The sequence below is a fragment of the Rhodococcus sp. JS3073 genome (assembly GCF_026810085.1).
GTDB classification, from domain to species: domain Bacteria; phylum Actinomycetota; class Actinomycetes; order Mycobacteriales; family Mycobacteriaceae; genus Rhodococcus_F; species Rhodococcus_F wratislaviensis.
Window position 1 is genome coordinate 5,777,819 of the sequence record NZ_CP113951.1, and the last position, 12,548, is coordinate 5,790,366.

Below are 12,548 nucleotides of genomic sequence, written 5' to 3' on the forward strand. Positions count from 1 at the left end.
AACCCTGCCGCTGGGCGGGACGAGGCATTCCCCGCCGGAAGGCGCCGCGGCCAGGCTGAACGCAACCCGTCGATCCGAGGAGACACGATGACCCGAACCGAAGAACCCGTGCCGCCGGTGGCACGACGCATCGACCCCGCCGAACTCAAGTCGGTGCTCGGGCACTTCTGCACCGGCGTCACGGTGATCACCGCACACGACGGCGAGAGCCCCCACGGCTTCACGTGCCAGTCCTTCGTGTCGCTGTCGCTGGACCCGCCGTACGTGTCGTTCAGCCCCGCACGGACGTCGACCAGCTGGCCGCGGCTGCGGGCGAGCGAACACATCTGCGTCAACGTCCTCGCCCACGACCAGCGCGACGTGTGCGGGACGTTCGCGACGAGCGGCGCCGACAAGTTCGCCGACGTCGGGTGGTCGCACGCCCGCAACGGTGCCCCGGCACTCGACGGCGTGCTGGCCAGGGTGCAGGCCACCGTCGAATTCGAGCACGACGCCGGTGACCACACCATCGTCGTCGCGCGCGTCACCGGCCTGGACGTGCTCAGGGATGCGCCGCCGCTCCTGGTGTACCGCGGTGGGCTCGGCATCTTCACCGCGGCCACATAGCCGCGCTTTCTCCCGCTCGGCGGCGGTGCCGCTGTCTCCCGCTCCGCGGGAAGGGCTGTGGGAAAAAGTAATTGACACCGGCAGGGTGTGATCGAGACCACTTCGGAAGGTGTGCACGATGAGCGTAGACGAGCAGAACTGGGACCGGGAGGTAGATCTCCTGGTGATCGGCAGCGGTGCCGGCGGAATGACCGCCGCCCTCGCCGGGGCCGAGCGAGGACTCGACACCCTCGTCGTCGAAAAGTCCGGGGTGTACGGCGGTTCGACGGCACTGTCGGGTGGCGCCCTGTGGATTCCCAACTCGCCGATCCTCGTCCGTGAAGGGCGCGCCGACGACCCCGGCGACGTCCGGAAGTACCTGGACTCGATCGTCGGCGACAGCGTGCCGGCCGAGCGCCTCGACGCGTACATCGAGCAGGGGCCGGCCATGATGCGGTTCTTCGAACAGAACTGCCCGCATCTCCGGTTCTCGTGGTGCGAGGACTATTCCGACTACCACCCCGAGAACGTGGGCGGACGGCCGAAGGGGCGGACGGTCGAGCCGTTGCCGTTCGACATGAACCAGCTCGGCGCCGACGGCGACCTGCAGCGGCCGAACTCGCTCGCGATGCCGGGTGGGCTGTACATGACGTCCACCGAGTTCCGCCACCTCAACATGGTCTTCCGCACCTGGGCCGGACGCAGGACCGCGCTCGGTGTCGGCTGGCGGTCGGTCGTGGCGATGCTGCGGCGCAGGCGGATGGAGACCCTGGGGCAGGCCCTCGTCGGCCGGCTGCGGCTCACGCTCCAGGAGGCGGGGGTTCCGCTGTGGCTGAACTCCCCGCTGAAGGGTCTGATCACGGACGAATCAGGAGCTGTCACGGGCGCGGTCGTCGAGTCCGGGGGACGGGAACTGCGTATCCGCGCCCGCCGCGGCGTCATGATGGCCACCGGCGGATTCGAGCAGAGCGAGGAGATGCGGAAGCAGTACCTCCGGGAAGGCGGCAAGGACAACTACAGCGCCGGCTCACCCGACAACACCGGAGACGGAATCGTCGCGGGGGAGCAGGTCGGCGCCGCCGTCGATCTGATGGACGACGCCTGGTGGATGCCGTCGTTCCGGCGGCCGGACGGCGTCATGCACGTCCTCGTGTCGGAGCGCTCGATCCCGCCGTCGCTGATCGTCGACCAGCACGGCAAGAGGTTCACCAACGAGGCGTCCCCGTACGTGTCGTTCGTCCACGACCAGATCGCCGGTGGCCACGACCCCGTGTGGTTCGTGTTCGACTCGAAGGCCAAGAGTCGCTACCAGTTCGGTGGTGTGATGCCCGGGCAGAAGTTCCCCGCGGAATGGTTCGAGACGGGGCTGATGCAGCGAGCCGCATCCCTCGGCGAACTCGCGCAGAAGATGGGCGTTCCCGCGGACTCGCTGTCCGCGGAGATCACCCGGTTCAACGGTTTCGCTCGGGCGGGAGTCGACGCCGACTTCGGTCGCGGCGACAGCGCCTACGACCGGTACTACGGCGACCCGCGACTGCCCAACCCGACCATGGACGAGGTCGACAGGGCCCCGTACTACGCGGTGCGGATGGAAGCCGGCGACCTCGGCACCAAGGGCGGGCTCGTGTGCAACGAACACAGCCAGGTGTGCCGCAGCAGCGGCGAACCGATCCCCGGGCTCTACGCCACCGGCAACACGTCCGCGTCCGTGATGGGCAACGACTATGCCGGTGCGGGCGCGACGATCGGTCCCGCGATGGTGTTCGGCTGGGTCGGCGCTCGGCATGCGGCCGGGGCGGGGCCCCGCAATGTGACCGGGGCGGTGAGCTGAGTGCTTCCGGTCGAATGCCGGCGCTGCGGTAACGCGGTACTCGTGGAGAAATACAGCGAGGCGCACACGAGCGTGCAGTGGCTGGGCGACGCCGAGCAGACCTGCCCGGAGTTCGCCCGGCGCGCGCAGGAGGGGGAGCACTCGATGTTCGTCCCCACCTGCGGTGCGCTCCGCGGATCGATCGACGATGCGGTGGAGGACGGGCGGGTGGGGCTCTCCCTGCGCAGTTACCCGACTCCCGGCCGCCTGGATTAGAGGGGACAACCGATGTCACGGATGGCAGGCAAGGTCGCCTTCATCACCGGTGCCGGGAACGGCATGGGACGCAGTCACGCGGTCCGGCTCGCGGAGGAGGGCGCCGATGTCGTCGTCGTCGATCTGCCGTCGGCCGAGGCGGATCTCGCCGAAACCGGAAGGCTGGTCGGCAGACTCGGCCGGCGGGCGGTCACCGCCCACGCCGATGTGCGCGACCCGTCCGCGTTGCGGGCGGCCGTCGATGCCGGAGTCGCGGAACTGGGCCCCCTCGACGTCGTCGTCGCGAACGCGGGTGTCTGCGACAACCCCGGCCCGGCGTGGACGATCGACGACGCGGTCTGGCACCGATCGCTCGATGTCAACCTCACCGGCGTCTGGAACACGGCGAAGGCCGCGGTGCCGGCGATGCGGGACGGCGGCGGTTCCGTCGTGATCGTCAGTTCGACCGCAGGCATCAAGGCGGTGGCCGGGGCCGCCCACTATTCGGCGTCCAAGACCGCCGTGGTCGGGCTGGCCCGGACCCTCGCCAACGAACTCGGACCGCAGTTCATCCGGGTGAACGTGCTGCATCCCGGTGCCGTCGGCACCCGCATGACCCTGAACCCGGAGACGATGGCACGGCTGCGGCCGGACCTCGAGAATCCGACCCCGGACGACGTCGTCCCCGTCCTCGCGGCGAACCACATGCTGCCCGTTCCGTGGCTGGACTCGCGGGACGTCAGCAATGCGCTGCTGTTCCTGGCCTCGGACGAATCGCGATACATCACCGGCACACAACTCGTGGTCGACGCCGGACTGACCCAGAAGGTGTAGAGATGACAGGTCGAGTGAACGGAAGAGTCGTCCTGGTCACCGGTGCCGCACGCGGGATCGGCCGGGCGCAGGCGTTGCGATTCGCACAGGAGGGTGCGGACGTCGTCGCCGTCGACCTGTGCGGCCCGGTCGGCACGGTGGTGACGCCACCGGCGAGCCCGGAGGATCTCGAGGAGACCGCGAAACTGGTCCGGGACACCGGCCGCCGGATCGTGACCGCGCAGGTGGACGTGCGTGACGGAACGGCGCTCGCCGAGGCGGTCACCGCGGCGGCCGGCGAGCTGGGCGGCCTGGACTTCGTGTGCGCCACGGCAGGCATCACATCCTCGGGTGCCGCGCTGGACCTCGACTCCGAGACGTGGCAGACGATGCTCGACGTCAATCTGACGGGGGTGTGGCAGACGTGCAGGGCGGCGGCCCCTCACCTGATCGAGCGGGGCGGCGGGGCGATGGTCCTGACGAGCTCCATCGCCGGTCTGCGCGGGCTCGTCGGCGTCGCCCACTACACCGCGGCCAAGCACGGGGTGGTGGGTCTGATGCGGTCGCTGGCCAAGGAACTCGCGCCGCACCGGGTGCGGGTCAACAGCGTGCATCCCACGAACGTGGACACGGACATGATTCAGAACGACATGGTGCGGCGGGCGTTCCGGCCCGACCTCGAGCACCCCACCCGGGAAGAGTTCGCGGCGGCCGCCGTGACGATGAACATGCTGCCGATTCCGTGGATCGAGCCGGTCGACGTGGCCAACGCCGCACTGTTCCTGGCCTCGGACGAGGCGCGGTACATCACGTCCGTCGCCCTGCCGGTCGACGCGGGCAGCGTCAGCCGATGACCGCCTCGGGCAGCATCGGCCGGTAATCCCCGAGTCCGCCCCCACACCTGGCGATCCGTGGTAGAACAGGTGTCAGTTTCGGGGGCGGACGAAGGGTGAATTCCGTGGATCTCGAGGCCGTCGCCGCGATCAGCAGGCTCAAATACGCGTATCTGCGGGCCCTGGACACGAAATGCTGGGACGAGTTCGCCGACACGCTCCTTCCCGACGCGACCGCGAACTACGGTGAGCATCTCGCGTTCGAGTCGCGGGACGCGCTGGTCGACTTCATGAAGTCGAATCTGGGGCCGCAGACCATCACCGAACACCACTGCGGTCACCCGGAGATCGACGTCGACGGCGACACGGCGACCGGACGCTGGTACCTGTCCGACACCGTGCTGATCCCGGAACACGGCATGGTGCTGCGCGGGGCGGCGTTCTACTCCGACCGCTACGTCCGCGGACCGGACGGCCGATGGCGGATCGCCCACACCGGATACGAGCGCACCTACGAGGCGGTGATGTCGCTGTCCGACATTCCCAGCTTCCGGCTCACGTCCAACCGGTGGGCAGCGGACACGGAACCCGGCAAAGGAGACTCGTGATGGGAACGTTGGACGGCAAGGTCGCACTGATCACCGGCGCCGGTCAGGGCGTGGGCGCCGGTATGGCGTTCGCACTGGCCAAGGAGGGCGCCCGGATCGCGGTGGTCGGGCGAACGGAGGCGAAACTCGTCGACACGTGCACCGCCATCGCCGACTTCGGCGGCGACGCCGAGCCGATCGTCTGCGACGTCAGCAAACGCGATCAGCTGGGCCCGATGGTCGACCGGGTCGTGGACCGGTTCGGCGGCATCGACATCCTCGTCAACAATGCCAACGCGAGCGCGCTCGGACCGCTCCTCGACATCACTCCGAAACTATTGGACCGTGCCATGGCCGTCGGCCCGGTGGCCACCCTGTTCCTCATGCAGCTGTGTTACCCGCACCTGAAGGCGCGCGGCGGCGGCTCGATCATCAACCTCGTCAGTTCCTCGGCGGTGCGGTGGGACACCAGCGGATACGGGCTCTATGCGGCCACCAAGGAGGCGATGCGCTCGCTCACCCGGACCGCGGCCAGCGAATGGGGACCCGACGGAATCCGCGTCAACGCGATTGCGCCGCATGCACTGTCCCCAGGTCTGAAATGGTGGACGGAGAACAACCCCGAGGAGGCCGCCGAGTTCGTGAAGTCGATCCCGCTCGGCCGGATCGGTGATTGCGAGCAGGACATCGGGCGTGCCGTCGTCTTCCTCGTGGGCGCCGACGCCGGTTACCTGTCGGGTGCCACCATCCCGCTCGACGGTGGTCAGGCGCGCTGGAGCTGATCGCCGCCGGTTGCCCCGAGCTTGCTCATTTCCCTCCCATCCGGTAGGAATTGCTTCGTGCATACGACTCACCTGGTGCGACGCCTCACCGTCGACCTGTGCCGTACGTGCGCCAACATCTGTTGTTGCTGATGGTCCGGCGCGCGTACCGCGTGCTGTCCACTCCTCGGTAGCCTCCGGCATCCGGTCATTCCTCACGCATTCTCCGCGTTCGCAGGTCCGGGCCGGTGCGCCCGTCTCCAGGCTCGATCACCTTCGCGGAAAGACACCATGAGCACTGCATTCGAAACCAGAACGGCGTCGCTGACGCTCGACAAGTTCGGCCCCCACTTCGGCGCCGAGATCATCGGCCTGGACGTCGCGTCCGCCACCGACGACGAGGTGGCCGCGATCCGTTCGGCGTTGACCGAACACAAGGTGCTGGTCCTGCGGGGTCAGTCACTCGACGACACGAGCCACATCGAGTTCGGTCGCCGTCTCGGCCGGCTGACCGCCGGGCACCCCGTCCACGACAGCGGGGACGTCGCGCAGGAGGTGTACGCACTCGACAGCCAGGACAACGGTTTCGCCGACGTGTGGCACACCGACGTGACGTTCATGAAGCGACCGCCGCTGGGGTCGATCCTCCGCCCCGTCGTCCTCCCACCGCACGGCGGCGACACCAACTGGGCCGACAGCCAACTGGCGTACGAGTCGCTGTCGCTGCCGATCCGTCAGATGATCGACCAGCTGACCGCGGTGCACGACGGCAACCGCGAGTTCGGGTACTACCTCGCGCAGAAGCGTGGCGGCAAGGGAAACGTCTGGGACGGTGAGGAAGTCACCGCGCTCGTGCCCGTCGAGCATCCCGTCGTCCGGGTTCACCCTGAGACGGGACGCAAGGGCATCTTCGTGAACCCGGGCTTCACGTCCCACATCGCCGGAGTGTCCGAGGCGGAGAGCCGCGGAATCCTCGACTTCCTTTATGCACACCTGACCAAACCCGAGCACATCGTGCGGCACCGCTGGCGTCTCGGCGACCTCGTGCTGTGGGACAACCGCAGCACCGCGCACTACGCCAACCGCGACTACGGAACCCAGCACCGCGTCATGCACCGCATCACGTTGGAAGGTGACGTGCCTTTCGGCCCGCAGTAGAGCAACCTCCGCATTCGCCGGGCGGGCGGAGTCCACAGCGACTACCGTCACGATCCGTGACCCCGGCATCGGACATCTCACGACGCAAGTTCCTCGCCTCCGCCGCAGCGGCCGGCGGCGCCGCCTTCCTCAGCTCGTGGGCGGGCCCGGTGATCGACCGCGCCTACGCACAGGACCCGGGCGGTAGCGGGTCGCTGAACGACATCGAGCACTTCGTCTACCTCATGCAGGAGAACCGCTCGTTCGACCACTACTACGGCACGCTGTCGGGGGTGCGCGGCTTCGACGACCCGTCACCGGCGTGGCAGCAGTACGGCTGGACGCCGGGTGCCGGGCCCACCCCGACCGGGTTCCTCAACCCGTTCCGGCTCGACACCACGCAGGGCACGCACCTCGACGGCGAATGCATCAACGACCCCACCCATTCGTGGGGTCCGCAGCACGACGCGTGGAACGGCGGCGCGATGGACCGGTGGATGCCGGTGCACATCGCGCACGAGGGGCCGCTCAACGGCCCCGCGACGATGGGCTACTACACGCGAGCCGACATCCCGGTGCACTACGACCTCGCCGACGCCTTCACGATCTGCGATCACTACTTCTGCTCGGTTCTCGGACCGACCGACCCGAACCGGCTGTACTGGATGACGGGCACGATCGACCCGGACGGGCTGGCCGGCGGGCCGCTGGTCGAGACGCCGACGGTGATCCCCAAGTTCGTCTACTCGTGGCGCACCTATCCGGAGAACCTGCAGGAGGCCGGCGTCAGCTGGAAGGTGTACGCCAACAAGGACCTCGGCCCCGTGTCGAGTGTCGCGCTCGACGGGATGCTCGGCTGCTTCACGCAGTACAGCGACCCGAATTCGGAACTCGCTCGCCGCGGTCTCGATCCGACGTACCCCAACGACTTCCGGGCCGATGTCGCGAACGGCACCCTGCCCGCGGTGTCCTGGATCGTGCCCAACATCTTCACCTGTGAGCATCCGGCGCTGCCCCCGGCCGCGGGCGCGGTCGGGATCGTCGAGGTTCTCGACATCCTCACGTCGAACCCGGCGATCTGGGAGAAGACGGCGCTGATCATCAGTTACGACGAGAACGGCGGCTTCTTCGACCACGTCACCCCGCCCACACCGCCGCCGGGCACCCCGGGCGAATATCTGACGGTTCCGCTGAACACGGTGTCGGAGAGCGAGAACAATCCGGGTCCGATCGGCCTCGGTTTCCGGGTGCCGTCGCTGATCGTCTCGCCGTACAGTCGCGGCGGCCTCGTCGCGTCCGACACGTTCGACCACACGTCGCAGCTCCGGCTGCTGGAGAAGCGGTTCGGCGTGCCCGTCCCCAATCTCACCGACTGGCGTCGCGGCGCCGTCGGCGACATGACGTCCGCGTTCGACTTCTCGTCCGCACCGAACGCCGGCGTTCCCGCGATGACCGACCCCGGGCCACGCCTGCAGGCGGCGATCGCGCAGTGCGGGCCGAACGTGGCCGCGGGGACGCTCAACGCCGGTGCACCCTACCCCGTGCCGCCGAATTCGATGCCCGTGCAGGAACAGTCCCCGCTGCGGCGTCGCCCCAGCGGGCTGATCATGTAGCGGCCTCCCCTCAGAGGCGCACCGTCCGGCCCTCGTCGATCGACTGCAGGACGGCCAGTGCGGCGGTCACCGACCGCAGTCCGTCGTGTCCGGTCGCCACGGGTTCACCGTCCCCATTGACGGCGTCGACGAACGCCCGGATCCCCGGTGCGTACAGGTTGTCGACGGGCTCGAGCGGGACGGTCGTGTCCTGACCGTCCGCAACGATCCGCAGCGTTCCGGTGGGATCCGGGCGCATGCAGTCGCCTGCGACGAGAGTGCCCGTGGTTCCGTGGATCTCGAAACCGGTCACGGCGCCCGGGACCGTGTACGCGTCGTGGAGGGAGAACAGGGTGGAACTGCCGAGGACGCCGCTCGTCATCACGGCGTCCGCCGGACCCTCGCTGAGTCCCTGGCACACGCCCACCGCCGTCACCGTGGTCGGTTCCATTCCGGTGACGAAGCGGAGCGTGTCGAGGTCGTGCACCGCGAGGTCGAGGGCGACTCCGCCGCCGACACCGTCGAGACGCCACCCACGCAGGGCCTGGCGCAGCAGAATGGCGTTGCTGACGCGCACCGACAGGATGTCGCCGATCGCGCCCTCCGCCAGCATCTTTCGCGCCGCACGATGAACGGGGTGATTGCGGAGATGATGGTTGGTCGCGAAGACCACCCCCGCTGCCGCGGCCGCGTCGACCATCTTCTGCGCCTGAGTGACGTCGAAGGAGAGCGGCTTCTCGCACAGCACGTGCAGACCCGCGTCGATCGCGGCCATGGCGTGGTCGAAGTGCTTGTCGTTGGTCGAGGAGATGTAGGCCGCCTGGACGTTTCCGCCCACCGCGTCGTGCAGGTCACCGGTGGCGGCCTCGATGTCGTGGGTCCGCCGGTAGTCCTCCGCGCGTGCCGCGTCGCCGCTGAGCACGACTGCCGCGGTCTGCCCGCACTCGCGCAACGCGGGGATCACGCGTGTGGCAGCGATGTTGCTCGCGCCCAGAATCGCCCACCTCATGAGCTTCGGTCCTTCCTCGGGCCGGTGGGTCCGGCCTTTCCTCGGCGGGACTGTACGCCGAGTTCCGAGAGCGCACTACTGTTCGATATGCGAACAGCGCGGCGTGGGGTCCGAGCTCAGGGGCGGAGGGCGTCGACCTCTTCGCCGGAGGTCGAGGGGTCCGGCGTCTCGTCGACGGCCCCGCGCGTGCGCTGACGGTAGATCCCGATTCCGACCACGACCACGGCGAGTCCCATCGAGACGTACATCTGGCTCCTGGTCTCCGGCAGCACGAGCATGCCGACGCAGAGCGCGATGATGGCGGCGATGGTGCACCACGTCAGGTACGGGAACAGCCACATCTTCAGCGACAGGTCCTTGCCCTCCGCCTCGAGGCTGCGCCGCATGCGCAGCTGCGACACCGAGATCGCCAGCCACACGAACAGGGCGATCGCGCCCGAGGAGTTGACGAGGAACAGGAACACGGTGTCCGGGTACAGGTAGTTGAGGCCGACGGTCAGGAATCCCACGACCGTCGAGACGAGCACGGCCTGGCGTGGAACGCCGGACGATCCGATCTTCGACAACGAGGCCGGGGCGTCGCCGCGGCGGGAGAGCGAGAAGATCATCCGGCTCGCCGTGTACAGGCCGGAGTTCAGGCAGGACAGCACGGACGTGAGCACGACGACGTCCATGATGTTGCCGGCCGCGGGAATGCCGAACGAGTCCATGACGGCGACGTACGGGCTCAGCGCGACGGAGGCGTCGTCCCAGGGGAGCAGCGTCACGACGACGGCGATGGAGCCGATGTAGAAGATGAGGATCCGCCACACGACCGAGCGCACGGCGTTGCGCACGGCGGCCACGGGGTTCGCGGATTCGCCGGCGGCGATGGTCGCGATCTCGGCGCCGAAGAACGAGAACACGACGACGAGCACTGCCGCGAATACGGCACCTGCCCCGTTGGGGAAGAACCCGCCGTGACCGGTGAGGTTGGTGAGTCCGGGTGCTTCGACGCCGGGCAGGGCTCCGCAGATCGCGAGGACACCCAGCACCAGGAAGATGACGATCGCTGCGACCTTGATCGATGCGAACCAGAACTCGAACTCGCCGAACGACTTCACGGACGCGATGTTCGTCAGCGTGAGCAGCACCATCAGGATCAGTGCCCAACTCCACTGCGGGACGTCGGGGATCCAGCGGTTCATGATGACGGCACCGGCCGTCGCCTCGATGCCGAGGACGATGATCCAGAACCAGGCGTAGAGCCAGCCGATGCTGAAGCCGGCCCAGCGGCCGATCGCGCGGTCGGCGTACGCCGAGAACGATCCCGTCTCGGGGTTGGCGGTCGACATTTCGCCGAGCATGCGCATCACCAGGATGACGACGATGCCTGCGAGTGCGTATGCCACGAGAACGCCGGGGCCCGTCTCGCGGATCGCGACCCCGGAGCCCACGAAGAGGCCTGCGCCGATCACCCCCGCGATAGCGATCATCGAGAGGTGCCGCTTCTTCAGCGTGTGCTGAAGCTGCGGATCGGTGGTTCCAGACATGGAGAAATCCCTTCGGCGCTACTCCGGGTGTGATGTGCGTCGCTGATCCGGAAAGTGTGTACGAGCCGAGGGGGCCGGGGTACCGCCGATTCGGTGAAATTCGCGCGGCAGGGATAGACGAAACGGCAGTACCACGCATCTGCACGGTCTCGACTGTCTGCCTTGACAACGCGGAAACGCTATGGCTACCGTCACATTATTCAACCATCGGACATGCGTTCGGTATGCGAACAGAGCGTGTCCGGCACCAACGTAGGACGGGACATCGGAATGAGCGATCACGCCTTCACCCCGGCAGCCGAGAAGCAGGCGCGACGAGCAGCGCTGAGCAGTTTCGTCGGCGCGGTCATCGACTGGTACGACTTCCTGCTCTACGGGTTGGTCGCGGCTCTGGTCTTCAACTCGGAGTTCTTCCCGAACGTCAGCCCGGCGATCGGCACGCTCGCCGCGTTCGCGACGTTCGGCGTCGGATTCCTGTTCCGGCCGCTCGGCGGCGTGGTGTTCGGCCACTACGGCGATCGCATCGGACGCAAGCGGATGCTGATCCTCACCGTGCTGATCATGGGCACGAGCACGGCCCTGATCGGACTGCTGCCGTCGTTCGGGTCGATCGGCTGGTGGGCACCGGTCCTGCTCGTCACACTGCGCGCCATCCAGGGCTTCGCCGTCGGCGGCGAGTGGGGTGGGGCCGCGTTGATGGCCGTCGAGAGCGCGCCGCCGAAGAAGATGGCGTTCTACAGCAGCGGAGTGCAGGTCGGCTACTCGGTGGGGCTCATCCTCGCCACCGGATTCGTCATGCTCATGAGCAACCTGACCACCGAGGACGCATTCAGCCAGTGGGGTTGGCGGGTTCCGTTCGTCGCCAGCGTCGTCCTGGTCGGTATCGGTCTGTGGATCCGCGCCGGAGTCCAGGAGAGCCCCGAATTCGTCGAGAAGGTCGAGAAGATCGAAAAGGAGCAGACCGCGCAGGACAAGAAGCGGATTCCGCTCGTCGAGGCACTGCGCAACCACCCGAAGGCATTCCTCCAGATCATCGGTCTGCGGTTCGCCGAACTGTTCTCCATGTACATCGTGACCACGTTCGCGCTGAGCTACTCCACTCAGGAACTGGGGATGGAGCGCAACTTCATGCTCAACGTCGGCCTGCTCGTCGGTGCGGTGGGAATCGGCACCATCCCGCTGTTCGCGTGGCTGTCCGACAAGCACGGCCGGCGACGCGTCTACATCCTCGGCGCACTGATCGGCGCGGTGTGCGCGTTCCCGTTCTTCGTCTTCCTCGAGAACGGGTCGATGATCGGCACCGTCATCCTCGCCGTGCTCCTCGTCAACATCTCCCACGACATGGTCGTCAGCGTCCAGCAGCCGCTGTTCACCGAGATGTTCGGGGCCGAGTACCGGTACAGCGGCGCGGGCGTCGGGTACCAGGTGGCCAGCGCGATCGGCGGCGGCTTCACCCCGTTCATCGCGGCGGCCCTGGTCACCGCCAGCGGCGGGTCCTGGCACCTCGTGGCCGTGTACCTCGCCGGTGGTTGCATCGTCAGCGCGCTCATCGCGTGGCGACTGCAGCCCGATTCGAGTGCCGACACGTCGGATGCCGTCACTCGAGCCAAGCTCGAGAACGCGCACTGAATATT

Annotated in this window: 12 protein-coding genes; 10 read left to right on the top strand and 2 right to left on the bottom strand. The window is 67.9% G+C overall.

The window, feature by feature from the left end; all coding sequences use genetic code 11:
- Positions 1–87: 87 nt before the first annotated feature.
- The 9 genes from OYT95_RS26120 (at position 88) to OYT95_RS26160 (ending at position 8,394) form a co-directional block, all read left to right on the top strand.
- Complete coding sequence (locus OYT95_RS26120) at positions 88–606, top strand: flavin reductase family protein (protein ID WP_037225927.1); 519 nt, start codon at positions 88–90, stop codon at positions 604–606.
- Between the two features lie 118 nt (positions 607–724).
- A complete protein-coding gene (locus tag OYT95_RS26125) occupies positions 725–2,416 on the top strand; it encodes an FAD-binding protein (protein WP_112300069.1) in 1,692 nt (563 codons plus the stop codon).
- The gene (locus OYT95_RS26130; RefSeq protein ID WP_005258959.1) at positions 2,417–2,671 is read left to right on the top strand and encodes a hypothetical protein; all 255 of its coding nucleotides are present in this window, start codon (positions 2,417–2,419) and stop codon (positions 2,669–2,671) included.
- Between the two features lie 12 nt (positions 2,672–2,683).
- Positions 2,684–3,484 (top strand): mycofactocin-coupled SDR family oxidoreductase, encoded by an 801-nt coding sequence (locus tag OYT95_RS26135; protein WP_268789536.1) that lies wholly within the window; start codon positions 2,684–2,686, stop codon positions 3,482–3,484.
- A 2-nt stretch (positions 3,485–3,486) separates the two neighbouring features.
- Complete coding sequence (locus OYT95_RS26140; protein WP_128641357.1) at positions 3,487–4,317, top strand: mycofactocin-coupled SDR family oxidoreductase; 831 nt, start codon at positions 3,487–3,489, stop codon at positions 4,315–4,317.
- Positions 4,318–4,421: 104 nt separating this feature from the next.
- Positions 4,422–4,904, top strand: coding sequence for a nuclear transport factor 2 family protein (locus OYT95_RS26145; protein WP_037225917.1), 483 nt, complete (start codon positions 4,422–4,424; stop codon positions 4,902–4,904).
- A complete protein-coding gene (locus OYT95_RS26150; RefSeq protein WP_037225914.1) occupies positions 4,904–5,665 on the top strand; it encodes an SDR family NAD(P)-dependent oxidoreductase in 762 nt (253 codons plus the stop codon). Before OYT95_RS26145 ends, OYT95_RS26150 begins: the two co-directional genes overlap by 1 nt.
- Positions 5,666–5,935: 270 nt before the next feature.
- Positions 5,936–6,802 carry a TauD/TfdA dioxygenase family protein gene (locus OYT95_RS26155; protein WP_005258949.1) on the top strand — a complete coding sequence of 289 codons (867 nt, stop codon included), beginning with the start codon at positions 5,936–5,938 and terminating at the stop codon, positions 6,800–6,802.
- Positions 6,803–6,858: 56 nt separating this feature from the next.
- Positions 6,859–8,394 carry a phospholipase C gene (locus tag OYT95_RS26160; RefSeq protein WP_037225912.1) on the top strand — a complete coding sequence of 512 codons (1,536 nt, stop codon included), beginning with the start codon at positions 6,859–6,861 and terminating at the stop codon, positions 8,392–8,394.
- Between the two features lie 10 nt (positions 8,395–8,404).
- Here OYT95_RS26160 and OYT95_RS26165 read toward each other — a convergent pair whose 3' ends face one another.
- Positions 8,405–9,382: a Gfo/Idh/MocA family protein gene (locus OYT95_RS26165; protein ID WP_037225910.1), complete on the bottom strand. Its 978-nt coding sequence runs from the start codon at positions 9,380–9,382 to the stop codon at positions 8,405–8,407.
- Between the two features lie 116 nt (positions 9,383–9,498).
- On the bottom strand, positions 9,499–10,914 hold the full coding sequence (locus OYT95_RS26170; RefSeq protein ID WP_037225908.1) for an amino acid permease: 1,416 nt from the start codon (positions 10,912–10,914) through the stop codon (positions 9,499–9,501).
- A gap of 270 nt (positions 10,915–11,184) precedes the next feature.
- Between OYT95_RS26170 and shiA the strand changes: the two genes are divergently transcribed.
- Complete coding sequence (gene shiA / locus OYT95_RS26175; RefSeq protein WP_268789537.1) at positions 11,185–12,543, top strand: shikimate transporter; 1,359 nt, start codon at positions 11,185–11,187, stop codon at positions 12,541–12,543.
- Positions 12,544–12,548: the final 5 nt, after the last annotated feature.

Coding starts and splice junctions, on each gene's coding strand:
- OYT95_RS26135 (WP_268789536.1), top strand. CDS start 2,684: ATGTCACGGATGGCAGGCAAGGTCGCCTTCATCACCGGTGCCGGGAAC.
- OYT95_RS26140 (WP_128641357.1), top strand. CDS start 3,487: ATGACAGGTCGAGTGAACGGAAGAGTCGTCCTGGTCACCGGTGCCGCA.
- shiA (WP_268789537.1), top strand. CDS start 11,185: ATGAGCGATCACGCCTTCACCCCGGCAGCCGAGAAGCAGGCGCGACGA.
- OYT95_RS26155 (WP_005258949.1), top strand. CDS start 5,936: ATGAGCACTGCATTCGAAACCAGAACGGCGTCGCTGACGCTCGACAAG.
- OYT95_RS26125 (WP_112300069.1), top strand. CDS start 725: ATGAGCGTAGACGAGCAGAACTGGGACCGGGAGGTAGATCTCCTGGTG.
- OYT95_RS26170 (WP_037225908.1), bottom strand. CDS start 10,914: ATGTCTGGAACCACCGATCCGCAGCTTCAGCACACGCTGAAGAAGCGG.
- OYT95_RS26165 (WP_037225910.1), bottom strand. CDS start 9,382: ATGAGGTGGGCGATTCTGGGCGCGAGCAACATCGCTGCCACACGCGTG.
- OYT95_RS26150 (WP_037225914.1), top strand. CDS start 4,904: ATGGGAACGTTGGACGGCAAGGTCGCACTGATCACCGGCGCCGGTCAG.
- OYT95_RS26120 (WP_037225927.1), top strand. CDS start 88: ATGACCCGAACCGAAGAACCCGTGCCGCCGGTGGCACGACGCATCGAC.